Origin of the sequence: Corallococcus carmarthensis, assembly GCF_003611695.1 — a bacterium.
In the GTDB taxonomy this organism is placed as follows: Bacteria; Myxococcota; Myxococcia; order Myxococcales; family Myxococcaceae; genus Corallococcus; species Corallococcus carmarthensis.
In genome coordinates this window covers 1-22,997 of sequence record NZ_RAWE01000164.1, presented here as the reverse complement: position 1 = coordinate 22,997, position 22,997 = coordinate 1, and the positions used below count along the sequence as shown (strand labels likewise).

Sequence of the window (22,997 nt, the reverse complement as noted above, 5' to 3'; positions counted from 1 at the left end):
GGGATGTTGGGCGGGAGGCTGCTCGGCGCACAGGGCTGCACGGGCGCCAATCCTCCGTTGCCGGTGCGCTTCCTGGAGGGGCCCGATTTCGTGGGCACGGTCTTCCGCGCGCCTTTCGAGGGGCGCTCGGTGAAGCTCACCATCGAGGCGGTCCAGTGTCACGTCAGCATCACGGGGCAGCCCATCCCGTGTACCGCGCAGAACGTGTCGAGCGGCACGGCGTTCTGGGAGTACCGCGTGACGGCGGCCACGGAGGACAGCCAGCCCCAGCCGCTCTGCCCCACCGGCAGCGGCTTCGCGCTCGCGGTGCCCCATGCCTGGTCCTCGGGGGGTGAGCTGATCCCCAATTCCGAGTACTTCACCTTCGCCTGCGTGGCGAAGGACGAGGGCACGAGCCAGCCGTTCTTCGTGGGCGGCGGCGTCATCGCCAAGTGCATCGATTGGGGCTATCCGCCCTGGGCCACGACGTTCCCGCAGAACGTCGCGCTGGAGTACCACCAGCTGTGCACGCGCATGGCGGTGGCGGACTACTGCGGCGAGGGGCGCAGCAACACGCTGGACGGGACGCCGCTGAAGTTCATGGGCCCCAAGGACGCGATCCTGCTGGACCCAGGGGGCCTGCCGGCGACGGTGGAGGGCTACTCCCTGGAGGCGGTGTGGAAGGTGGATGAGTGCGGCGAGGTGCGGCCGCTGTGCCTGGGCAAGAAGCGCTGGGACACGCTGCCCCTGGAGGCCACGTGCGTGAACCGCTCGCTCCTCATCGCACCGCGCCCGTCGCGGCCCTGCGAATCGATGAACCTGTCGGCCTATGCCAACTCGACGCTGCTCGTGTCCTATTCGCTCTTCATCGACAGGTCGCTGGTGATGTTCAAGGACGCGAACAATGGCTGGATGACGACCACCGCGGTGACGGTGGATACGGCGCTCATCGAAGGCGGCTCCAGCGTGACCGGGATCCACCTGGACCTGGATGCGAACGGGGTGGCGGACGCATCCGGTTTCACCGCGTATCGCAAGGAGGGGCCCATCCTCTCCCCGAAGCTGCCGGCTGACATCCGGACGCGCATGGGCAGCCTCATCAAGCCGCTGTACCGGTGCGTGAACAGCAGCGGGCGCTACCTGCTCACGGACGATTCGCAGTGTGAACGCATCTCCGGCTTCGCCCTCAAGGTCATCAACGGGGACCAGGGCATCGAGGGCTTCGTGTACAGCTCCGTGGACGTCACCAGCACGGGCCAGCGCCGGCCGCTGAAGCTGTGGCGGTCCTTGCTGACGCCGGGCGTCTACGCGACGTCCACGCAGGCCCAGGCCGGATTCATCCTCGTCCGGGAGCTGGGCTACCTGCCGTCGGTGGGACAGCTGCCGGCGCGCGACCTTTGAGGGATGGCGTCAGGGCACGGACGCGCACACGCGCATCCCGATGAAGGGGAAGCGTGTGCGCGGTTCGCCGTCGCCGTGGTTGAGCGCGCGGGCGGTGAGCGCGTCCTGGTAGAACGAACCGCCGCCGTACGCGGGCGTGCTGTTCGTGTCCGTCACCAGCCATTCCCACACGTTGCCGGACAGGTCCGCCACGCCGAAGGGGCTGTCCGACGCGGGATGCGAACCCACCGCGTCCGGCCCGAAGGCGCGCGGCTTGCGGCCGTAGGTGGCGTCGAAGTTGGCGTCATCCGGCGCGAGCACCGGGCCGTGCGGATAGTCGCGGCCGTCCGCGCCCCGGGCCGCGCGTTCCCATTCGCGTTCGGAGCACAGGCGCGCGCCGGGCAGACGGCCCGTGGCATCCAGCCACGCGGTGTACGCGCGAGCGTCCTCCCAGGAGATGCCGGACACGGGGAAGCGGCGCCAGTCCTGTTCGGCGCGCAGGGTCCGTTCCTGGTAGCGCAGCGGCTCCCCTTCCCTCGCCTGATACGTGACGCCTTCGTGCTCCAGGTGGAAGGTCCAGGTGCCGTCGTTGGCCGGCCGCAGCTCGATGGTGCCGAAGTAGTTGGTGCCTCGGGGCCTGCGCGCGGCGCGCTCGGCGGCGGGCAGTTCGCGCAGCCAGGTGAGCCAGTCCGCGTAGGTGACTTCGTGGCGCGCGATGAGGAAGGCCCCCGTGGTGAGCCGGTGCATCGGGCGCGTGCGGATGACGGTGCGGCGGATGGTCTCGTCGTCACTGCTGCCGTAGAGGAAGCGGCCGGGGGGCACGTAGACGTAGCCGTCCGGGACCTGTTCGGGGATGGGGACCCTCGCCTGGAAGGTCTCTCCGCGCGTGAGCAGCACCGGGTAGTGGACGGGCGGCCGGCCCGGGAGCGTGAAGGTCAGACGGTGCGAGCCCGGCTCCAGCGTGAGGCCGGAGGTCATGGGCGTCTTGTCGAAGGCCCTGGGTTCGGACCAGCGCGGCGGGCCGCCGGGTTGGGATTCGAAGGTTTCGACCTGGATGTCGGCGCCAGGGGGATCGCTGTCCAGCTCCATCCGGACGGGGGCGGTCAGCTTCCGGCTCGTGGCGGCGCTCGGGTCCAGTTCGTCGAGGTGTTGGGTCAGGGTGGTCTGGACGCCGGCTGCGCGGTCGCGCTCCGCCACGAGGATGCGCTGGAGGAGGACCTCCGCGACGCGTTGATCCAGGGTGTGGTTCGAGCCCCTGCCCACGCGCGTCTGCGCGGCTTCGAGGACGGTGCTGGCGTCCTCGTAGCGGCGAGCCTGTTTCGCGCCCAGCTCCAGGGCCTGGGCCCAGGAGGCCTCCGCCTTGGCGGAGCGGTCCGTATCGAACGCGGTGAAGGCCTCCGTGCGGAGGGCTTCGATGCGGGTGTCCAGGGCGTGGACTTCGTCGAGGATGGGGGCAGCGGAGGCCATGGCCTGCTCCGCGTCGATGCGCCGGGAGCGTTCGCCCCACCAGTTGCCGCCGATGAGGATGGCCACCGCGAGCCCCGGAAGCGCGACCACGCGGGTGACGCGGAGCCACCGTGGACGCGGTGGCGCGATGACCTGGGTGGCGCCGCGCGAGGTGATGGACTCCAGTGCTTCACGCAGGGCGTCCGCGGATTCGAAGCGCGTGAACGGATCATGCGCGAGGCAGCGGGCGAGGATCGCGGCGAAGGTGGCATCGACGCCGGGGACCGCGACGTCCAGCGGTTCGAAGGTCCGGGGACGCTGCGGGGCCTCCGCGAGCGGACCGGGCGTGGGGCCTCCGCACAGTTCGTAGAGCAGCACGCCCAGCGAGAAGAGATCGCTGCGGACCGTGGCCGGTTCACCCCGCCAGACCTCGGGCGCCATGTAGAGCGGCGTTCCGATGCGGCCCGTGGACAGCAGGTCCGCGGGACCCAGGAGGCGTTCCGGCGGAATCGGCGTCGACGTCGCGGTCCGCTGCGCGACGCCAGGATCCGCGCCAGCTCTCTCTGGACGGCCCGTGGCCGCGACATGCCTCGGCACGTCGAGGGTCGCGGTCCGCCGCGGATCCACCGTGCCCGGCACATCCACCGTCGCCGCGCCCTGCGCGGGCAAGGCACCCAGGCCCTCCGGCGGGCGCACGGGCCCGACGGGCGCCATCGCCACGTCGAGCAGCTTCGCCACGCCGAAGTCGAGCAGCTTCACCTGACCGTCCTCGGTCAGCAGCGCGTTCGCGGGCTTGAGGTCCCGGTGCAGCACGCCCTGCCGGTGCGCCGCCGAGAGCCCCTTCGCCAACCCGATGCCAATCTCCAGCACCCGCGTCCACGGCACCGGCCGCGACAGCCGGTCCAGGCTGTCCCCTCTCAGGAACTCCGAGACGAGATACGGCCGGTCCTTCACCTCTCCGACGCGGTGGATGCCCACCACGTTGGGATGCTGCACACGGGCAATGGCCCGCGCTTCCGTGCGAAAGCGCTCGCGCTGCACCTCATCCGGTGCGACGCCCGCGATGAACTTCACCGCCACCAGCCGGTCCAGCACCGTGTCGTGCGCGAGGTACACCTCCCCCATCGCGCCGCGGCCCAGCGGCTGCAACAGCCGGTACTCCCCGAACGTCGCGGGCGGCTGCCACGCTGGAAGCGGCTCGTTCCTCATTCACCCGCCACGCCCCGGCCTCGCGAGGGTGCGATGCGGTGCTGCTTCAGCTTGAACGCGAACGTGCGCAGCGGCATCCCGATGAGCTGCGCAGCCCGCGTCTGCACCCCGCCCGTCACCTCCAGTGCTTCCACCATCCGCTGCCGCTCCAGCGTCCGCAGCTCCTCCGCCAGGTTCTGGAACACCCTCGGCGCCTCCGTGCCACCCTCCACGCGAGGCGCCTCCGGTTCCGGCACCGTCTCCGCGCGCAGTGATTCCGGCAGGTGCGACGGTTCCACCACCGGTCCCGGCGACGTGGCCACCGCGTACTCCACCGTGTTCTTCAACTCGCGCACGTTGCCCGGCCAGGCGTGCGCGCCCAGCACCTCCATGGTCGCGGCGGACAGGTGCAGCGGCGCACGCCCTGCCCTCGCGCAGGCGTCCTCCAGGAACGCCCGCGCCAGCAGCGGCAGCTCGCGGGGCCTGTCTCGCAACGGCGGCAACATCACCACCGCCGCGGACAGGCGGAAGAACAGGTCCTGCCGGAAGCGCCCCGCCTTCACCTCGTCCGCCAGCACCCGGTGCGTCGCCGCCACCACGCGCAGGTCCACGGGCCGCTCGCGCGAATCGCCCAGCCGGGTGATCACCTGCTGATCCAACGCGCGCAGCAGCTTGGCTTGGATCGGCAGCGACAGCTCCGCCACCTCGTCCAGGAACAACGTCCCGCCACTGGCCCGTTCCAGCAGACCCGCCCGAGCCCGGTCCGCGCCGGAGAACGCGCCCCGCTCGTGGCCGAACAGCTCCCCTTCCACCAGGCTCTCCGGCAGCGCCGCGCAGTTGAGCGCCACGAACGGCTGCGCCGCGCGCGACGACCAGTGATGCACCGCCCACGCCGCGTTCTCCTTCCCCGCCCCCGTCTCGCCGTGGATGAGCACCGGCAGCGGGCTCGCCGCCAGCCGCCGCAGCAATTCGAACAGCCGCATCAGCGCCGCGTCCGCCACCACCACCGACCGCTCACCCAGCGCCAACCGGTACATCGACGGTCCGCTGACCCGCGTCTCTCCCGGCGCCGCCGCCAGGGCCGCCGCCTTCGCCGAGCCCAGCAGCGCATCCACCTGCATCCCGTCCCCCGGCGCCGACGCCAGCCCCGCCCGCACCCGCACGGCCAGCGGCGTGAGCACCGACACCAGGTGCGCCGCCGCCGCTTCCGCCTCCTCTCCGGAGAGGTCCGGCAGCAGCACCATCAGCGTGCCGCCCACCTGTCCCACCCCGTCCATCAACCGCAACGCGCCGTGCAGCGCCCGCACCAGCTCCACCTGCGGCACCCGCGCGGACTCCACCTCCAGCGCGAGCACGCTCACCGCCAGGCCCGAGCTGTGCACCCGGTCCAGCTCCTCGGAGAGCCGGGCCCGGAGCCCTTCCGCCTCCAGCGCCCGCCGCTCCGGCAGGGGCCGCTCGCCCCGGTGGAACACCAGCGTCACGTTGCCCAGCGTCACCACGTCGCCGCCGTCCAGGGGCCGCGTCCCCTGCACCCGCTCGCCGTTGACCCGCACGCCGTTGCGACTGCCCAGGTCCGCGATGAACGCCTCACCCTCCGCCACGCCCACCTTCGCGTGCTGGCGGCTCACCGACGCGTCCTCCACCAGCACGTCCGCCCCCACCGCCCGGCCAATCACCACCGACCCTTCCCGGGGCAGCGGCACCAGCGTGGAGGTGTTCCCCTGCAGGAGCAGCAGGTACAGCCGGTCCGCCGGGGCGGTGTGGGAAGCCCCCCTGCGGGAGTCCTCGGTGTCCATCAGGTCGCGTGGCGGCATTCCGCGAAAGAATGCCCAGGCCCTTGAAGGCCGGGCAACCCGGGAGTCCCGATTGATTTGCGGGTCAGGCCATGCGCGGTCCATGCTCCCACCCGGGAGGAGAGGGACTTTCATGGCCAAGATGCTGAAAGAAGGGGACGCGGTTCCGGATGTCACACTGCAGGGGCCGGGTGGCGCACCGGTGCGCCTGCGCGACCTGCTGGGTGACAAGGCGATGGTCATCTACTTCTACCCGAGGGATGACTCCCCGGGATGTACGGTCCAGGCCTGCACCCTGCGGGACCAGTACCAGGACTTCACCGACGCGGGCGCGGACGTGGTGGGCATCAGCAGCGACTCCGCGGAGTCCCACGAGAAGTTCATCGCCAAGCACCGCCTCCCCTTCCGCCTCCTCAGCGACCCGGATGGCGCGGCGCGCAAGGCCTTCGGGGTGGGCACCAACTTCCTGGGGCTTCTGCCCGGGCGGGTGACGTTCATCGCGGACAAGGCGGGCACCATCCGCTACGCGTTCGACTCTCAGGTGCAGGTGAAGAAGCACGCCGAGGTCTCGCTGGACGTCGTCCGGTCGCTCATGGGCCAGGGAGCCGCTCCCACACGTCCTGCCTGACACACGCGTTTGCCCCGCGTTTCCCGGTAGACTGATTCCTGACGTCCCGGCCGTGGGAGCCAGGACGTCGCACCCCGTCGCGGGCAACATCGGGACACATCGGGTGGGCCGGAGGTCATGTCATGCGGTTTCACTGGTTGCTGGGACTGTCGTTGTGCGTCGGCGGCTGCGCGAGCCTGACGAAGGATCTCCATGACGACGGCCCTGGGGACGAAGAGGTGCCCACGGAGGAGACGGTGTACCTCGTGCCCCTGGACGAGGCCCTCTTCACCATGCGGCGCGTCTTCGAGGAGCAGCGCTACGACGTCTTCGAGCGCGAGGGCCACCACGAGCTCTACACCTCCGCGCACGAGCCCGGGATGAACCGCCCCGGCAACCGCACCTTCGAGCGCTACTTCGTGAAGGGCGCGGCGGTGGGCCCCCGCCAGTCCGTCATCCGCGTCTTCCGCCTGAGCTACCGCGAGCAGGACACGAACATCGAGGTGAAGCCCAAGTGGCTCAACGAGCGCATCGAGGAGGAGGAGAAGTACCTCTCCCGGAAGACGTTCGAGCGCTTCAGCTTCGACGGCGTGCCGGACATGGAGGGCTTCAAGATGGTGCGCGGCACGCGCGACCTGCCCCTGGAGCGCAAGCTGCTGGCGAAGCTGGAGCTGGTGCCGGCACTGGAGCTGGTGGGTGGCAGGACGACCGCGCCCGTGCGCGCCGTGCAGGTGGAGGGCTGGGGGGACGACACGGCCCAGCCCGCGCCCGTGAAGTGCGGGGAGCCGCTGCAGGGCATGGAGCCGCTGCTCACCGCCGGGCACACGGTGCTGGTGGGTGATCCGCTGGGCACGCGCGAGCTGCCGGAGGTCGCCACGCGGATGCTCTGCGACGCGGTGGAGAAGAAGCTGCCGGTGGCGTTGGCGCTGTCCCTGCCGTCGGAAGATCAGGGCGCGCTGGATGACTACCTGGCGAGCGAAGGCCACGGCCCGGACCTGGAGCGGCTCCTGGTGGTCAGTTCCTTCTGGCGCCGCGTGTACCAGGACGGCCGCAGCAGCGGCGCCCTGTTGCGCCTGATTGAGCAGGCCCGCCGGATGCGTGCGCAGGGGCACGCGGTCACGGTGCTGGCGTTCGACGCCAACAACGCCTCTGGGAACGCACGCGAGGAGGAGATGGCGAAGAACCTCATCGCGTACCGTCAGGCGAACCCGGACACGTGGCTCCTGGCGCTCGCGGGCGACGTGCACGTGCGCACGAAGCCGGTGAGCTGGAACAAGGACTTCGAACCGCTGGGTTCGCGGCTGACGAAGGCCCTGCCCTCCTCGCCGGTGAAGGCGTTGGAGGTGGGCTTCGCGCGAGGCTCGCAGTTCTCCTGCCGCTTCAACGTCTGGGAGCAGGTGGACTGCAACGTGTTCGCGCTCAGCCCGACCCCGGAGCTGCGTCAGGAGCCGGGCACGCCGCGCAAGGTGGCGATGTTCGACGGGCCCAGCGAGAAGGGCTTCCACGGCCGGCTCTGGGTGGGGACGCTCAACGCCTCACCGCCGGTCATCCAGCGTGCAGCTCCGCCCGTGGCCCAGCAGCAGCAGGGCGCCGCGAAGCCCGCGGACGCGGAGCACTGATCACCCGGGAGCACCACTCCGTATAATGGCGTGAGCGTGGAGGTCACCCTTGGAGTCGCCTCCACGAATCACCCACAGGAGAGGCGCATGGGTCTCGATCTGAGCTTGCAGGTCACGGAGTCAGGCGGAAGGAACAAGCCCGATGCGCCCCTTGTCCCTGAGCGGACCTATGTAACGCAGGTCCGGCTGCGGCGCGGCTGGCTTGGCTATCGCGAGCCCGAGACGCACGAGGTGCTCCTGGACTTCACTCGCCGGCGCCGCATCAATCTCGATGAGGGCGCGAGGACGTACGTCGACGAGTCGATGTACTCGGACGTCTGCTTCCGGCACTTCGAGTTGCACAACCGCGAGCATGTCCGCGCCGTCATCGCGGCCGGCAAGGGTGACACCTCGGACTTCGAGCCTGTCATCATGGAGCATCAGCTCTCCGTGCTCGACAAGGCGCGGGGACGGACGCTCGCGGATGCGGCGGCTCCGAGGAGCACGGGGCTCGGCGGACTGCTGCGGTCCGCCTTCTCCGGGCCCAAGAAGTCGGGTGACATCACCGTGAAATCCGAAGCGGAGCGCACGGTGTATGCCGCCGCGGAGGGGCGCCCGCTGTTCGCGTACTCGGATGACGGCACGCGCGTCGAGCCCGACCTGGGCAGACACTTCGTCCAGTTCCTTCGTTATCGCTACCACGGGCATCCCCTCATCCTCGAACGGCTCGCCTCGGCGGGCCATTTGCCGCGCGAAATCCAATACAGCGCCAAGGAGATGCGCGGCTGGCCCCGGAGCACCGTCACCTTGCGGCTCCAGTCCGCCAACGTCGTACCCGACAGCGGGATTCCACTCGACGGTTACCGCCGCGTGGTGCGGGGAGGACCGGGGCTACCGGATGACGCCACGCTGGAGCGCGTGACGCTCGGCGCCGCTCCGGACGGCACCCAGGTGCGACAGCGGCGGCAGCTGGAAGCGAAGGAGTCCGTGGATGCCGGCCGCATGCTCGAAAGCGTGCTCGCGTACTTCGAGCTGACGTTGCAAACCGGTGAGGCGGTGCCAGGGCTGGGAGAGGCCATTCAGAGCATCCCAGACGCGGACGTGCGCCGCTTCCGGGAGGTCATGTCGCGGCCACCCAGCGACAAGGCCTCGGCCAGCGCCATGGCCCCGGCACTCGTCGAGCTCCGTGCGGCGGCGGGTCGCCACGCGCACGTCCTCAAGAGCTTCGAAGCAGGGGCCCGCCGAGCCCTCAATGAGCCCCAGGAGGCGCGCGCGCTGCTGCTTGATGTCCTCAAGGCCAATCCATTCTTCACAGGGGCCTACAAGGACCTGGGAGACCTCTTCGTCGCGGACTGGGACATGGGCGCGGCCTGGCGGTGCTGGGATGCGGCGAAGAACATCGCGCCGGGTCACCACCTGTTGAATGACGTGAGCGCGATGGAGGAGATGCTGGCCGCCGAGCATCCCGAGTACTTCTGACGGCGTCATTCACTGCTGGGAGGCAACCCCTCGAAGGCCTCCCATCCGCCGGGAGGCACCGGGACTCCCAGCGCGTCGAGGCACTCGCGGGCCTGGGCGTTCCATCCGGCGTCCATAAGCGTGCTGGGGGGCGCGGCCGCGATGGACTCACCGAGCTTCCGCACCGTGGGGGCTGCCGCCCGGAAGCGCTCCGCATCCGGGCTGCCCCACGCCTTCGCACAGAACGACGAGAGCGCCTCCATGCGCGACTGGAGCACGGTCCGCATCTCCTCGGCCGGGGCCTGGATACGCCACCGCGCGTAGAGACGAGGTGCGGCCAGGACGGTCAGGAGGTTGAGCGCCTCGGCCACCAGGGCTGCTTCCTGTGCCCACGAGTCCTCAGCCACAGAAGGGCCCCACACGAGCGTTGAAGGGCGCCGTGTTGAACAGCAGCGCCCTCCCCGTCACGGTGTCGCCGGTCGTGCACGTGTAGACCGCCCATCCGGTGAAGACGAGGTTCTCCATGCCCTTGATGAAGCAGTAGGGACACTTCCCTTCGCCACAGCTCGAAACGAAGCACGGCGTGCTTCCGCAGGTGACTGTCGAGGGCCAGCCACGTTTGGTGCACCCCGGGGCCCGCGTCAGGGGAGGCTCCGCATGGGCTGTCGGCGGCTGCACGGCGCCCAGCATGCCGAGTCCCAGCAGCAGCGTCGTCAGCCTCTTTCGCGCATGTCGCGGCACGCGGAACTCCTTGCCTCCAGCAAATATCCGAGACGTGGAGTGTTCCTTTCACGGCCGTCGCACGCAAGCCCCTCACATGGAGTGCTAGGCTCAGGCGTCCGGGGATGGCGCTGCACCTGGGCTGTCCCCTTCCACGAAAGGGGGCAGGACCATGCGGTGGCACTGGACGCTGGGACTACTGTGCATGACGGGGTGCGCGAGCCTCTCGCGCGGACTGGATGGGGATCCGCTGGACACGGAGCCCATCCCCACCGTGGAGCGCGTGTACCTGGTGCCGCTGGACGAGGCCATGTTCGTCGCGCGCCGCCTGCTGGAAGAGCAGCGCCTGGACATCTTCGAGAACAACACCACGCATGAGCTGTACTCCCAGTCCTGGGAGATCGGCGTGAACGTGCGCGGCAACCGCACCTTCGAACGCTATCTGGTGCGCCCCGAAGAGGTGGGCCCGCGCCAGTCCATTGTGCGCATCTTCCGGCTCCAGTACCGCGAGGCGGAAGACAACGCCATGTCGCAAATGCCCGAGCCGGGCAGCCAGAAGGCCAACGACCACTACTACAACCACTTCCGCGAGGTGTTCGCCCACGAGACCTTCGAGGGCGTCCCGCAGATGGAGGGCTTCAAGCTGCGCCGCGGCTTCCGCGACCTGCCGCAGGAGCGCAAACTGCTCATGCGCCTGGAGATGGTCCCATCCCTGGAGCTGGTCGGCGGCAAGGCATCCATCCCGGTGCGCGACGTGAAGGTCGCGGGCTGGACCGCCGAAACGCCGGACGCGGCGCCCCGCTGCGGCGACCCTGTCGAGAACGTGGACCCGCTGCTCACCGCCGGAGGCACGGTGCTGGTCGCGGACCCCATGGGCACGCGCGAGCTGCCGGACGCCGCCGCGCGGATGCTCTGCGACGCCTCGGCGAAGAAGCTGCCGGTGGCGCTGGCCCTGTCCGTGCCCTCGGTGGATCAGGCCGCGCTGGATGAGTACGTGGCGAGCGCCGGCACGAACGCGGACCTGGAGCGGTTGCTCGTGCTGAGCGACTTCTTCCGCCGCGTGGATCAGGACGGCCGCAGCAGCGCGGGCGTCATCCACCTGCTGGAGGCCGCGCGGCGCCTGCGGGCCCAGGGCCATGCCGTGTCGGTGGTGGCATTCGACTCGAAGGGGGCGTCGGGCAACGCACGCGAGGAGGAGATGGCCGCGAACCTGATCGCCTTCCGGCAGGAGCACCCCGACGCGTGGATGCTGGTGCTCGCGGGCGACGTGCACGTGCGCACCGGCGGGGTGGGCTGGGATTCGAAGTTCGAACCCATGGGCCACCGGCTGACGGCCGCCCTGCCCGCTTCGCCCGTGCGGGCGCTGGACATCGGCTTCGCGCGCGGGGCCCACTATTCCTGCCGCTTCAACGTCTGGCAGCAGGTGGACTGTGACGTGCACGGCATCAACCCGGCGGCGGACGCGCGCCAGGAACCGGACACGCCGCGCAAGGTGGCCCTCTTCGACGCGCCGGGGGAGACGGGCTTCCACGGCCGGCTCTACCTGGGCACGCTGAGCCCGTCCCTGCCCGTCCTCCAGCGCGCCGCGCGGGCCCCGGAACCGCCGGTGGCCTCACACGGCGCGCCAGAAGGCACGCCCGCGACTCCGCCTACGGCACCTTCGAAGTGAGCGACACGCCGCTCACCACCAGGGCGTAGTCCGCGTCCACCGCCGTCGTCTCCGTGCGAGCGTCCTGGACCAGCTCATCGGCCAGGACGTCCACCTTCCACGTGCCCGCGGCGGGGTTCGCGAGGAAGACGTTCTCCACGGTGTCCACCTTGTTGGACACGCCACCGGACGTGGACACGTTGCCCGCCGTCAGGCCGTTGTTGCCCCAGTACACGGTGCCGTTGGGCGCCGTCACGCGCAGGGACAGGTCGTTGATGCGCGCCCGGGCCGCGCCCACGGTGCCCATGGGATCCGTGTAGACCATCGTGACGTTCAGCTCCGTCTCGCCGCTGGCCACGGTGAAGCTGTACGACTTGGTCGCGAGCGGCGTGAGGACGTCCGTCTCGTCGACGACGAACGTCTTCGCGGCGCGGTCATACAGGCGCTTCAGGTCGGACGTGCCCCAGCCCTGCTTGTTGCGGTCGATGTCCGCGTTGGCGCCACCGGCGAGCCAGTTGTACTTGGCCGCGCCGTTGATCATCAGCGCCTTGGCGGTGGCCATCTGCGGGCGGCTGGTGAAGACATCCGCCTTCTTGCCATGACCGGCCCACACGCCCTCGTGCCACATCTGGTGCAGCAGGCCGAAGTGGCCGGACGTCTGCGGCGTGGCGGAGCTGGTGCCGCTGAACTCCGTGTAGCTGCTGTCGGTGGAGCCGGACGCGCCCCGGATGCTGTCGTAGTAGAAGGCCAGGTCCGGCTTGATGCGGCCGTCCGCCGCCGGGCCGATGCTCGCGCCCGTGGACCAGCTGTCATCCGTGCGGGTCTGCGTGTTGTAGTGCCGGATGCCACCCACGGAGACGATGTTCTTCGCCCACGCCTGCGGCCGGGAGCTGCGCGAGCCGGCGTTGCTCTGCGACTGCGTGCTCAAGAGCGGCGCCTTGAACAGGTAGTCGTCCACCTCCGCGGAGATGGTCGTGTACGACGTCGTCAGCGCGCTGCCCACGCTGGAGGTCTGGAACACCGCGCGGTAGGGGCCGTTCGGGTTGAGCAGCTCCTGGTTCATGGCGAGGCGGGACTTGGTGCCGCCGAACTGGGTGGACTCCGAGTAGAGGAAGAAGATGCCCTGCCCGCCCGGCAACAGACCCTTGGCCAGCGGGTCCACGCCTTTGGCGAAGTTGTGGCTGTAGCAGCTCGTGCCGTGCAGCGAACCGGAGGACGTGCCGGTGCTGTGGATGATGGGCGCGGTGGGCCACTCGCGGTGGGTGGTGCGCAGCTCGGTGTCGAAGACCTCACCGCGCACGCCCTGCCCGTTCCAGCCCTTGAGCCCCTCGATGTAGTTGGCGCCGCCCGTCGCGCGCACGATGTCCATGTCCACCTCGCCGGGGCCACCCCAGCGGTCGATGAACTGCACCTCGTTGGCGCGCACGAGCTGGGCCAGCTGCGCCTGATCCAGCGTGGCCTCCACGCGCAGGCCGCCCGGCTCCACCAGGTCCACCTTGCCGCCCAGCCGCTCCACCAGCGCCGTCACGCGGGCCTGCCGGGCCGCGCCGCGCTCACCCAGCATGATGGAGTAGCGCTGAGGCGTCAGCGCCGCCGCGCGTCCGAGCAGCGCGTCCCGCAGCACCGGCTCCAGGCGCCATTCCGGGTGGTAGTCACCCACCCAGCGCACGGCCGGGAGCTGGGCCACGCGCGCGCGGACCTCCGAGGGCATCTCCACCAGGTACGTGTGATCCGACAGGAAGCGCAGCACCTTGCCGCCCGCGTTCTCGATGGTCGCCTGGTACTCCGGCAGCGGCGTGGCGTGGAACTGCACCAGCGACAGCGTGTTGTCCCGGTCCGCCACCAGCGCGTTGCCCAGGAGCGGCGCGGTGCGAGCCAGCGGGTCGAACGACGCCTCCGCCAGGCGGATCAGGTACTCCTCCTGCTGCACGCGGCCCAGGAGCTCCGTGCCGCCGCGCGTGTACGCGGAGAAGGCGCGCTCCGTGCCGTCCTCCTGCCGCTCACGCCAGACGTGCAGCTGCACGCCGGTCCCCTGCACCACGTCCAGCGAGCGCAGGGCGCTGACCGGCCGCGCCGTCTGGTGGAACACCAGCCCCGAGGCCGTCGCCAGGGTGGTGCCCCCCGCCTGGAGCGCCGTCGCCACCGCCGCGCCCGGCGCCGCCGGAGCCCGCGTGGCCGCTGAAGGGGTGCGCTCCGCAGCGAGCGCCCCGGCCGGAACCGCGAGGGTGCAGCCCAGCACCAGCGCCGTCACCGGCCGCCAGCCACCACGAGACGTCGAGAACTGCTTCCGCATGTTCTGCATTTCGGGCACTCCCTTCAAAGTGAGAAAAACCTGTAATACGTATTACGGCAGTATTTCAAGTCCTTGCCACTCAGTTGCAATAGGGCGTGCTTTTTGCGCCGTGGGTGTCTTCCCCAGGTAGGTCCAGGTGGTCCTGGATGGGTGGAAGTGGCTGGAATGTCTCAGGATTCAGGAGTGTGATTGCTACACCCTGAGTGGAAACAATCGCGTTGGAAGGACCGATAAACTCACTACCCATGACTTCCATCAACCCGAACCGTCCCACCCCGACCTTCCAGCCGACGCAGTCGACGGTCCCCGCCAACCGCCCGGCGAGCGCGCCGCAGACGCAGGCGCCCGCGGCCGAGGCGCCCGCCTCGCAGGCCGCGACGGAGCGCAACCGCGACTCGTTCACGCCCGCCGCCGCGCTGCGCCCCTCGGGCCGCGCCCGGGTGAGGGCGGAGGGTGACAACTTCGTCCTGGAGGCCCAGGGCCAGGTGGGCAACCGCGCCTCGACGCCCCGGGGCGGCGTGCCGTCGCGGCTGGGGCCGGTGAACGCGGGCGGTTCGTTCGGACTTCAGGGCAGCCTGCGCGTGGAGGTGCCGCGCCAGGGCGCCACGGACGCCATCCGCAACGGCCAGCTGCCCAACCCCGCCGCTCCTGAGACGTGGCCGGTGGGCACCCGCGCCCGGGCCGAGGTCCAGGGCCAGGCGGGCTTCAACGTCGGCGTGCGCGCGGGCCCGGGCAAGCTGGGTGAGCGGCTGGGGCTGAGCACGTCGTACGACCGCACCCAGACGCAGCGCTACGAACTGCAGCGCACGTCGGAGGACACGGTGCGCGCCACGGTGACCGGCCAGGGCCGTCAGCAGGACGCCACCAACATCCGCGGCCTGGAAGGCCGGCAGGACCAGCGCCTGGGCAACTCCCATTCCGCGGACTTCAACATCCGCACGCCGGAGGGCCGCGCGGCCTATGACGACTTCATGCGCACCGGCCAGCTGCCCCGCGAGAATGCCCCGGGCGTGAGCAACGTGCAGCGCACGGACACGCTGGATCAGGCCCGCGAGGGACGCGTGCTGGGCCGCCAGGTGGCCACCTCCGAGCGGCACACGGCGCTCGGCGCGGACGGCGCGGGTGAGCAGACCGTGCGCCAGACGGACCGCAACGTGGCGGGCAGCACCCAGTCCACGGACATGCAGGTGGGCGCGGACGGCAACGGCCGGGCGCGCACGCAGATCAACGACTCCGTGGTGGCGACCACCACCACGCGTCCCGGCCAGCCCGCCGAGACGAACTACGAGCTGACCTTCACGGATCCGAACGCGGCGGCCCTCGCGCGCGGTGCGTTCTCCGGCGACGACGCGGCGATGTCCAACAGGGCCCCGTTCACGGTGCGCCTGAACGAGCAGCAGGCGCGCGCGCTGGTGGAGCGCACCCAGGGCCCGGGACTCCAGGGCGGTCAGCAGGCGCTGGACCGCGCCTTCCGCACGCTGTCCACGGGCGGTCAGCAGACCTTCGCCACGACGCTCTACAACTCGACCCTGGACACCCAGCGTCCCACCGCCCCGCGCCGCGCGCTCCAGTCCTCGCCGGCCGAGGCCCCTGCGCAGCCCCGCCCCCCGGCGGAGACCGCGCCGATGTCGTAGTCCCGCCGTCCCGGACGGGGTATGGGACCTCCCGTCGATGAGGTCCCCTCCCCGCCCCGCCGGTCCGCATGCATGACCTGAACGCGTTGGTCGGCACGCACGACCTGCTCTTCCTCACGCTGGACACGCTCCGCTACGACGTGGCCCGCGAGGCGCTGGAAGCAGGCCGCACCCCCACCCTGGCCGCGCTGCTGCCCGGCGGCCGGTGGGAGGAGCGGCACAGCCCGGCGAGCTTCACCTACGCCGCGCACCAGGCCTTCTTCGCGGGCTTCCTCCCCACTCCCATCACGCCCGGCAGGCACCCGCGCCCCTTCGCCCTGCGCTTCGAGGGCAGCGAGACAACAGGCCCCGGCACCTGCGTGCTGGACGCGCCGGACCTCGTCACGGGCCTGGCCGGGCGCGGCTATCACACGGTGTGCATTGGCGGGACGGGGTTCTTCAACCAGAAGAACCCCCTGGGCCGCGTCCTTCCGGGCCTCTTCTCCGAGGCGCACTGGGACCCCACGCTGGGCGTCACCGACCCCCAATCCACGGAAAATCAGGCATCACTCGCAGTGAAAATCCTGGGGGCCCAGCCCCAGGAGCAGCGGGTGTTCCTGTTCATCAACGTCTCCGCGCTGCACCAGCCGAACCGGCACTACCTGCCCGGGGCGACGGAGGACTCGAAGGCGACGCAGGCGGCGGCCCTGGCGTACGTGGACAGCCAGCTGACGCCCCTGTTCCAGGCGCTGCGCAGGCGCGGCCCGGCGTTCTGCATCGTGTGTTCGGACCACGGCACGGCATACGGCGAGGACGGCTACACGGGGCACCGGCTGGGACACCCGGTGGTGTGGACGGTGCCCTATGCCGAGTTCGTGCTGCCGGTAGACTCCGCGCCATGACGCGCCTGGAGTCGATGCTCGAAGGAACGCCGTACGTGGCGTACCTCTACGGCTACCCGCACAAGACGGCCTACCGCCCGCTGACGCCCGCGCTGCCGCTGGAGGACGTCTGGGCGAAGGAGCGGCGGGACGCGTTGTTCCTCTACCTGCACGTGCCCTTCTGCGAGATGCGCTGCGGGTTCTGCAACCTCTTCACCGCCGCGGGACCGAAGGAGGACGTCGTCGAAACCTGGCTCGCGGCGTTGAAGCGCGAGGCCCGCCGGGTGAAGGAGGCGCTGGGGCCGGCCACGTTCGCGCGTGCGGCCATTGGTGGAGGCACCCCCACCCTGCTGGACGTCGCCGGGCTGGAGACGGTGTTCGACCTGGCGGCGGAGCTGGGCGTGGACCCGCGCGACGTGCCCATGTCCGTGGAGGTGTCGCCGGAGACGGTGGACGCGGACAAGGTCGCGCTCTTGAAGGCCCGGGGCGTGGACCGGGTGAGCATGGGCGTGCAGAGCTTCCTGGAGGCGGAGGTCGCCGCGGTGAAGCGGCCGCAGAAGACGGCGCAGGTGGAGGCCACGCTGGACCTGCTGCGGAGCGCGGGCTTCCCCACCCTCAACCTGGATCTCATCTACGGCATCGAGGGACAGACGGTGGAGACGTTCCTCCACTCGCTGGAGGCGGCGCTGCGGTACGCGCCGGAGGAGCTGTACCTCTACCCGCTCTACGTGCGGCCCCTCACCTTCCTGGGCAAGAAGTCGCGCGCGTGGGACGACCTGCGGCTGTCGCTCTACCGGGCGGGCCGGGACTTCCTCCTGTCGCGGGGCTACACGCAGGTGTCCATGCGGATGTTCCGCGCGGCGCACGCACCGGCCGCTCGCGGCGCGGTGTACCGCTGCCAGGAGGACGGCATGGTGGGCCTGGGTGTGGGGGCGCGCTCCTATGCGGGCGCGGTGCACTACTCGTCCGAGTACGCGGTCGCGTCGCGTGAGGTGCGCGGGATCATCCAGGCGTACGTCGAGCGCGACACGGCGTCGTTCGGCGAGGTGCGCTACGGCTTCGTGCTGGACGCGGCCGAGCAGCGCCACCGGCACCTGGCGCTGTCGCTGCTCGCGGAGGGCGTGGACGCGGGCGTGTACCGCCAGCGCTTCGGCACGGAGGCGAAGGCGGACTTCCCGATGCTCGCGGAGCTGGAGGCGCACGGGCTTGCGCGCGACGTGGACGGCGTGTTCCAGCTCACGGCGGCGGGCGTGGAGCGCTCGGACCTGATCGGCCCATGGTTGGACTCCGAGGCCGTGCGCGCGCGCATGCAGGAGTACGCCTGGCGATGAAGCTCACCGTGCTCTATCGGGGTCCGCTGTCCGGCTGTAACTACGGCTGCGAGTACTGCCCCTTCGGCAAGTGGAAGCAGAGCGAGGAGGAGCTCACGAAGGACCGCGCGGACCTGGAGCGGTTCCTCCAGTGGGTGGAGTCGCGCACGCAGGACACCGTGTCCGTGTTCTTCACGCCGTGGGGCGAGGCGCTCATCTGGCCCTGGTATCAGCAGGCCCTGGCGCGGCTGACGCACCTGCCCCACGTGGAGCGCGCGGCGGTGCAGACGAACCTCTCCTGCCGGTTGGACTGGCTGGGTGACTGCCGCACGGAGAAGCTGGGCATCTGGGCCACGTACCACCCGGAATGGATGAAGCGTTCGCGCTTCCTCGCGCAGTGCCAGCTCCTGTCGGAGCACGGCGTGCGGCACAGCGCGGGCATGGTGGGCTTCCGGCGCTTCGCGGACGAAGCGGAGGCCCTGCGCCGTGAGCTCCCCGACGACACGTACCTGTGGATCAACGCGGTGAAGGACGGCCTGGACGCGTACACGCCCGAGGACGTGGAGCGCTTCACCCGCATCGACCCGCTCTTCCCGGTGAACAACACCCGCCACCCCAGCCGGGGCCGGGCCTGCCGTGGCGGCGAGTCCGTGCTGTCCGTGGACGGCGACGGCACCGCGTACCGGTGCCACTTCATCAAGGAACCGTTGGGCAACCTCTACGCGCCAGACTTCGACGCGGCGCTGAAGCCGCGCCCGTGCTCGAAGGACACGTGCGGCTGCCACATCGGCTACGTGCATCTGGAGTACCTGGAGCTGGATCGCGTGTTCGGATCCGGGCTGCTGGAGCGAGTACCGGCGACGCGGCTGTGGACAGGCGGCGCTCAGCGCAGCGCTTCGCGGATCTCCCAGTCGTAGACGGACAGGCCGTCGCGCATGAGGCCGGGGAGCAGGTCCCCGAAGGCGTTCGCCTCCAGTACGCGGTGGCCGTGGAAGAAGTCCTCGAACATCAGGTCGATGCCCACGTGCAGGCTGTCGTGCGCGCGGGCCACGGCGCGGCAGCTCTCCATCGCGGCCTCCAGCTCGCGGGGAGGCACCGCCGCGTGGAAGGCGTCCAGGTCTCCCCGGTAGCCGCCCAGGTGCAGGTTGGTGATGGGCAGGCGGCTCTGGCGCACCACGGTGAAGGCGGGCTCGCCGCGCACCGCGAGGACGCGGCAGTCGAACATGTCCCCGCCCAGTCGCGCCTTGGGGCGTGACTCCTCCACCTGCGAGCCTTCACGCAGGAGGAAGGACAGCACCGCGTCCACGTCCCGCGCGTCCGTCACGCGGCGCACCTTGAGGGAGTTGAACCAGCCGGTGGCGCCCCGATGCAGGCTGGTGAGCAGCGAGCCCACGGCCCCGTCCGTCCGGCCCGGCCGGTACACGGCGAGGCACGACGCGGACGAGCCGCAGGACAGCTTCACGAATGCCTCACGGAACCCGGCCTCGCGCAGGGCGTGGCGCAGGGCTTCGGGCGCGGTGCCCGGTGCCATGTCCAGGTACGGAGGCACGGGGATGCCCAGGCCCGCGTACCGGCGCGAAGTGGTCCGCTTGTCGAACAGGTCCGCGATGGCGTCCGGAGCGGACAGCACGCGCCAGTGGGGACGCAGCGCGAACCGGGCGGACAGGTCCTCCAGCACGCGCAGGAAGCCCAGGTGGTGCTGCCGGGGACACAGCACGCGGCCGTGTTCGTCTGGCAGCGCGGCCAATGCCTCTGGTGTCACGGTGTCGCAGCCGGCACCGAGCGCATCCGCGTAGCCACGCTGGAGGAAGAGGCGCTCCACGGCAGCATCCTCTCCCGCCGCGTCGATGCGGACGATGCGCTCCGTGTCGGGAAGCTCCAGGAGGACATCAGGGGCGCGAGCCACCGTCTCCCACGCCACCACGTGCGCGGGAGGAAGCCCGGCGCGGACGAGGGCCTCCTGGAAGAGCGTGACGCGCCGGTTCCCGGGGTTGCCGATGATCAGGAACGGCGGCGCGGCGGACGGCATGGGGACGGGCTACTCGCCCACGGCGGCGTAGCGCGACTCCTCGTCGTAGGGCGTGCGCTGGTTGCCGCTGGCCACGGACTTCGCCACGTTGGCCACGGACTTCTGCCCCGCCTTCGTGAGGAAGTTCTGGGTGACGTCCAGCGACTTGAGGTGGCTGAAGGCCCTGGCGTTCTGGGCCAGGGTGTCCGCGCCCGCGTCGGACATCGTGCCCATGGACAGATCCAGCGCCTCCAACTGGGCCAGGATCTTCGCCTTGGGCAGCGCCGCGCACAGCTCGTCCGTGAACTCGGAGTTGCGCAGCCCCAGCTTGCGCAGGGCCGGCACGCCCTCCGCGTCGAGCAGCGGCTTGAGGTCCTTCACCCCGCCGCTCGCGCCGTAGCCCTCCTGTCCGAACCAGATCTCCAGCGACTCCAGCTTCGGCCACTTCGCCTTCACGATCTCCTTCACCGTGCCCTGGTGGAGACCGCCCGTCTCCACGGTGAACGAGCGCAGCTCCGGCAGGTCGATCTTCCCCAGCCCGATCTCACCGCCTCGCACGCGCAGCTCCTGGAGCCGGGGGTAGACCTTGTAGAGCGCCTTGAGGTCCCCCACCTGCGTCCAGGAGATCTCCGTCTCGTCCGGGAACTCGAAGTCGCCGATGAACAGCGAGCGCAGCGGCGGCGCGGGCTTCGCCTTCGCGAGCACCGCCAGCGTGTCGTCGTAATCGTTCTCGCCGTCGAAGCTGGCCATGCCGAGGGTCAGACGGCTCAGGAACCGCGCGGACGGATGGGCCAGCAGCTCGCCCAGCAGCTCCGGGATGTCCGCCGTGGAGTCGTAGTCCACCTGGCCCAGCCGGGCCTCGCGGATGAAGCCCAGGTGCCACTCCAGCTTGAGGGTCTCGTCGGAGACGGCCTCCGCCAGCGATTCCCCCAGCAGCTCTTGCGCGTGCGCTTCGATGAACTTCGCCGCCTTCTTGCCCACGGCCGTCGCCGTCGCGGCGGGGACATCCAGCGCGGAGTGCTGGAGGAGGATCAGCTCGGCGCGCGGGTCGCCCTCGCCCTTGAGCCATTCGGCGTACGCGAGGTAGCCCTTCACGTCGTCGGGCTTCGCGAGGATGGCGGCCTCCAGGTCCGGGTTGACGGCGGACTCGGCCGTGGCTTCCCCGCCGTCACCGGACTCGGAGCCCTCCGCGAGCGTGTAGCCCTTGCGCTCCTTTTCGCGGACCTGCGCTTCGTAGGCCTTCTTGGCCTCCGCCTTGGAGTCGAACTCCTCGACCTTCTCCTGGCCGTCGGTGCCGATGCGGCCCCAGCGCTTGGTCAGCGTGGTGCCCTCCAGGGTGATCTCCCAGAACTTGCTGGAGCTGCCTTCCGTGAACTCGTAGCGAGCCATCGCGCGTCCCTTCGGCGAAGAACGCACGGGACGCTAGAGGAGCCCTCCAGCAACCTCAAGGCTCAGGGGCGCAGCAGCACCAGTTCCACGCGGCGGTTGAGCTCACGTCCGCGGGGGATGAGGTTGGGGGCCTTGGGGCTGCGGTCGCCCAGGCCCACGGCCTCGACTCGGGACGGAGCCACGCCAGCGCGGACCAGCATGTCGGCCACGGCGCGGGCGCGGGCGTCGGAGAGGCTCTGGCGGGCGGGCTCGGGGACCTCGCGCGAGTCGGTGTGGCCCTCGATGCGCAGGCGGGCCTTCGGGTCGCGCACGAGCAGGTCCACCGCCAGGTCCAGGCCCGTGAGCGTGGCCTTGGTGGGCACGGGCTTCTTCTCGTCGAAGCTCAGGGGATCAGGCAGCTCGATGCGGCCCTCCTGCACCTTGGCGGCCTTGGCGGCCTTGGGCGCGGGCACCAGCGCGAAGGCCAGCGACGCGTCCGCTCCGGCGACCAGCTCCACCTGGCGCGTCTGCGCGAGGAAGCCTTCGGCGATGAGGTCCACCGTGTACGCGCCCGCGGTCAGCGGCACGTCCTGCGGCTTGCGGCCGGGGACGGTGAGCTTCAGGGGCTCGCCGTTGCCGCGCACGAAGGCGGTGGCGTTGGTGGGCTTCTTCGACGTCACCTGGAGGCGCAGGCGGCTGGGGGCCACGGGCGTGCGCTCCACGGGCGGCGTCACGGAGACGACGGTCGTCGTGGGCTTCACGCCGGCGTCCGGCGGCGGCGTGGGCTGCACGACCTTCACCGGCGCGCCAGCGTCCACGGGGGCCGGCTTCACGGGCGGCGGCGCGGTGGCGACAGGGGGCTCGTCCTGCGGAGGTTGGATCATCTCCGCGGTGACGGCGTGGGTGAGCTTGAGCTTGAGGCGCGGATCCGGCGCGTTGGGCACGACGCTGGGGGACGCCTTCACCACGACGCGCAGGCCGCGCTGGGTCTGGAAGCCGACGGACGCGGTGATCTTCCAGAGGAAGCCGTTGGTCTCGCTGAACAGGCTCCAGGAGCCGTTGGTGTACGTGACGCGCGAGACGAGCGTGTGCTCGCCGGGTTCGACCTTCAGGTTCGCGAGCCGGTGCACGCCGGGCGCGTTGAGCTCCTCCAGCGACGGGACGGCGAGCGGTTCGCCATCCAGGAGGAAGTCGGTCTCCACGAGCCGGTAGCCGTCCTCGGGCTTGAAGCCCGCGAAGAGCACCTGCACCTCGGAGGGGGATTCGGGGACCATGTCGCGCAGCTGGCGTTCCAGCTCCGCGCGCACCTGTTCCTCGCGCGTCGTTTCGGCCGCGAACGCGCCCGGTGCGAGGAGTCCGGCGAGGACCAGTGATCCGATTTTGAAGAAGGAGGAATCCACGAGGCGCCACGCAGCATGGCACAAGGCGCCCCGGGGCGATGCAGGGATACAGCCCTGTAGGGCGAGCAGGCGTGCGCTACAGACCCCCTCCGGGGCATGGTTGAAGGCTTCGCAGTGAATCCCTCGTTCCAACCAATCCTGGCGTGGGGAGGCCGGGATGGATGATCCTCGCAGGCGCATGGATCCGCGCTCCGACTCCCCTCCGACGCCTGTCCCCTCCTCTCCCAAGGTGGCGTCCCGCCTTTCACGGCGGGCATGGGCCTGTCTCTTATACACCTCTGACGCTGCCGACGACTAGTCGAGTGTA

17 protein-coding genes are annotated in these 22,997 nt (G+C 70.6%); 9 read left to right on the top strand and 8 right to left on the bottom strand.

Features of this window, described 5'->3' with window-relative positions; all coding sequences use genetic code 11:
* Window positions 1-1,380, top strand: a 1,380-nt coding sequence (locus D7X32_RS45655; RefSeq protein ID WP_244239287.1) for an ADYC domain-containing protein, incomplete at its 5' end; no start/stop codon positions are given.
* Window positions 1,381-1,389: 9 nt separating this feature from the next.
* Here D7X32_RS45655 and D7X32_RS31650 read toward each other — a convergent pair.
* Both D7X32_RS31650 and D7X32_RS47660 read right to left on the bottom strand, forming a co-directional pair.
* The gene (locus D7X32_RS31650) at window positions 1,390-4,014 is read right to left on the bottom strand and encodes a bifunctional serine/threonine-protein kinase/formylglycine-generating enzyme family protein (protein ID WP_120606302.1); all 2,625 of its coding nucleotides are present in this window, start codon (window positions 4,012-4,014) and stop codon (window positions 1,390-1,392) included.
* Window positions 4,011-5,807 (bottom strand): sigma 54-interacting transcriptional regulator, encoded by a 1,797-nt coding sequence (locus D7X32_RS47660; RefSeq protein WP_279635636.1) that lies wholly within the window; start codon window positions 5,805-5,807, stop codon window positions 4,011-4,013. Before D7X32_RS47660 ends, D7X32_RS31650 begins: the two co-directional genes overlap by 4 nt.
* A 112-nt stretch (window positions 5,808-5,919) precedes the next feature.
* On the opposite strand from D7X32_RS47660, the gene D7X32_RS31640 reads away from it, so the two are divergent.
* From D7X32_RS31640 to D7X32_RS31630, 3 genes are all read left to right on the top strand, one after another.
* Window positions 5,920-6,414, top strand: a complete 495-nt coding sequence (locus D7X32_RS31640; RefSeq protein ID WP_120606300.1) for a peroxiredoxin — start codon at window positions 5,920-5,922, stop codon at window positions 6,412-6,414.
* Between the two features lie 122 nt (window positions 6,415-6,536).
* Window positions 6,537-8,012 carry a hypothetical protein gene (locus D7X32_RS31635; RefSeq protein ID WP_120606299.1) on the top strand — a complete coding sequence of 492 codons (1,476 nt, stop codon included), beginning with the start codon at window positions 6,537-6,539 and terminating at the stop codon, window positions 8,010-8,012.
* 87 nt (window positions 8,013-8,099) lie between these two features.
* Window positions 8,100-9,470 (top strand): hypothetical protein, encoded by a 1,371-nt coding sequence (locus D7X32_RS31630; RefSeq protein ID WP_120606298.1) that lies wholly within the window; start codon window positions 8,100-8,102, stop codon window positions 9,468-9,470.
* 5 nt (window positions 9,471-9,475) lie between these two features.
* Here D7X32_RS31630 and D7X32_RS31625 read toward each other — a convergent pair whose 3' ends face one another.
* The gene (locus tag D7X32_RS31625; protein WP_120606297.1) at window positions 9,476-9,820 is read right to left on the bottom strand and encodes a hypothetical protein; all 345 of its coding nucleotides are present in this window, start codon (window positions 9,818-9,820) and stop codon (window positions 9,476-9,478) included.
* Window positions 9,821-9,848: 28 nt separating this feature from the next.
* A complete protein-coding gene (locus D7X32_RS31620; RefSeq protein ID WP_120606296.1) occupies window positions 9,849-10,190 on the bottom strand; it encodes a hypothetical protein in 342 nt (113 codons plus the stop codon).
* A 184-nt stretch (window positions 10,191-10,374) separates the two neighbouring features.
* On the opposite strand from D7X32_RS31620, the gene D7X32_RS31615 reads away from it, so the two are divergent.
* Window positions 10,375-11,838 (top strand): TraB/GumN family protein, encoded by a 1,464-nt coding sequence (locus tag D7X32_RS31615; protein ID WP_244239286.1) that lies wholly within the window; start codon window positions 10,375-10,377, stop codon window positions 11,836-11,838.
* On the opposite strand, the gene D7X32_RS31610 is transcribed toward D7X32_RS31615, so the two are convergent.
* Window positions 11,819-14,119: a DUF8729 domain-containing protein gene (locus tag D7X32_RS31610; RefSeq protein ID WP_120606295.1), complete on the bottom strand. Its 2,301-nt coding sequence runs from the start codon at window positions 14,117-14,119 to the stop codon at window positions 11,819-11,821. The two genes, D7X32_RS31615 and D7X32_RS31610, sit on opposite strands and share 20 nt — an antisense overlap.
* 236 nt (window positions 14,120-14,355) lie before the next feature.
* Here D7X32_RS31610 and D7X32_RS31605 point away from each other — a divergent pair, with 236 nt between their 5' ends.
* The 4 genes from D7X32_RS31605 to D7X32_RS31590 all read left to right on the top strand — a co-directional run bounded on the left by D7X32_RS31605 (window position 14,356) and on the right by D7X32_RS31590 (window position 18,831).
* Window positions 14,356-15,744, top strand: coding sequence for a hypothetical protein (locus D7X32_RS31605; RefSeq protein ID WP_120606294.1), 1,389 nt, complete (start codon window positions 14,356-14,358; stop codon window positions 15,742-15,744).
* Window positions 15,745-15,812: 68 nt separating this feature from the next.
* Window positions 15,813-16,625: an STM4013/SEN3800 family hydrolase gene (locus tag D7X32_RS31600; RefSeq protein WP_120606293.1), complete on the top strand. Its 813-nt coding sequence runs from the start codon at window positions 15,813-15,815 to the stop codon at window positions 16,623-16,625.
* A complete protein-coding gene (locus D7X32_RS31595; protein WP_120606292.1) occupies window positions 16,622-17,935 on the top strand; it encodes an STM4012 family radical SAM protein in 1,314 nt (437 codons plus the stop codon). The genes D7X32_RS31600 and D7X32_RS31595 overlap by 4 nt, the downstream gene beginning before the upstream one ends.
* Window positions 17,932-18,831 (top strand): STM4011 family radical SAM protein, encoded by a 900-nt coding sequence (locus D7X32_RS31590; RefSeq protein WP_120606291.1) that lies wholly within the window; start codon window positions 17,932-17,934, stop codon window positions 18,829-18,831. The genes D7X32_RS31595 and D7X32_RS31590 overlap by 4 nt, the downstream gene beginning before the upstream one ends.
* Here D7X32_RS31590 and D7X32_RS31585 read toward each other — a convergent pair.
* From D7X32_RS31585 to D7X32_RS31575, 3 genes are all read right to left on the bottom strand, one after another.
* Window positions 18,798-19,943 carry an STM4014 family protein gene (locus tag D7X32_RS31585; RefSeq protein ID WP_120606290.1) on the bottom strand — a complete coding sequence of 382 codons (1,146 nt, stop codon included), beginning with the start codon at window positions 19,941-19,943 and terminating at the stop codon, window positions 18,798-18,800. The genes D7X32_RS31590 and D7X32_RS31585 overlap by 34 nt on opposite strands.
* A gap of 9 nt (window positions 19,944-19,952) precedes the next feature.
* On the bottom strand, window positions 19,953-21,311 hold the full coding sequence (locus tag D7X32_RS31580) for a WGR domain-containing protein (RefSeq protein ID WP_120606289.1): 1,359 nt from the start codon (window positions 21,309-21,311) through the stop codon (window positions 19,953-19,955).
* Between the two features lie 62 nt (window positions 21,312-21,373).
* The gene (locus D7X32_RS31575) at window positions 21,374-22,690 is read right to left on the bottom strand and encodes an OmpA family protein (protein WP_167506535.1); all 1,317 of its coding nucleotides are present in this window, start codon (window positions 22,688-22,690) and stop codon (window positions 21,374-21,376) included.
* Between the last annotated feature and the right edge of the window lie 307 nt (window positions 22,691-22,997).

Bases quoted from the DNA above. Each gene is read 5' to 3' on its own strand.
- D7X32_RS31590 (WP_120606291.1), top strand. From the start codon at position 17,932: ATGAAGCTCACCGTGCTCTATCGGGGTCCGCTGTCCGGCTGTAACTAC.
- D7X32_RS31630 (WP_120606298.1), top strand. From the start codon at position 8,100: ATGGGTCTCGATCTGAGCTTGCAGGTCACGGAGTCAGGCGGAAGGAAC.
- D7X32_RS31615 (WP_244239286.1), top strand. From the start codon at position 10,375: ATGACGGGGTGCGCGAGCCTCTCGCGCGGACTGGATGGGGATCCGCTG.
- D7X32_RS31650 (WP_120606302.1), bottom strand. From the start codon at position 4,014: ATGAGGAACGAGCCGCTTCCAGCGTGGCAGCCGCCCGCGACGTTCGGG.
- D7X32_RS31635 (WP_120606299.1), top strand. From the start codon at position 6,537: ATGCGGTTTCACTGGTTGCTGGGACTGTCGTTGTGCGTCGGCGGCTGC.
- D7X32_RS31585 (WP_120606290.1), bottom strand. From the start codon at position 19,943: ATGCCGTCCGCCGCGCCGCCGTTCCTGATCATCGGCAACCCCGGGAAC.
- D7X32_RS31580 (WP_120606289.1), bottom strand. From the start codon at position 21,311: ATGGCTCGCTACGAGTTCACGGAAGGCAGCTCCAGCAAGTTCTGGGAG.
- D7X32_RS31600 (WP_120606293.1), top strand. From the start codon at position 15,813: ATGCATGACCTGAACGCGTTGGTCGGCACGCACGACCTGCTCTTCCTC.
- D7X32_RS47660 (WP_279635636.1), bottom strand. From the start codon at position 5,807: ATGCCGCCACGCGACCTGATGGACACCGAGGACTCCCGCAGGGGGGCT.
- D7X32_RS31595 (WP_120606292.1), top strand. From the start codon at position 16,622: ATGACGCGCCTGGAGTCGATGCTCGAAGGAACGCCGTACGTGGCGTAC.
- D7X32_RS31605 (WP_120606294.1), top strand. From the start codon at position 14,356: ATGACTTCCATCAACCCGAACCGTCCCACCCCGACCTTCCAGCCGACG.
- D7X32_RS31610 (WP_120606295.1), bottom strand. From the start codon at position 14,119: ATGCAGAACATGCGGAAGCAGTTCTCGACGTCTCGTGGTGGCTGGCGG.
- D7X32_RS31640 (WP_120606300.1), top strand. From the start codon at position 5,920: ATGGCCAAGATGCTGAAAGAAGGGGACGCGGTTCCGGATGTCACACTG.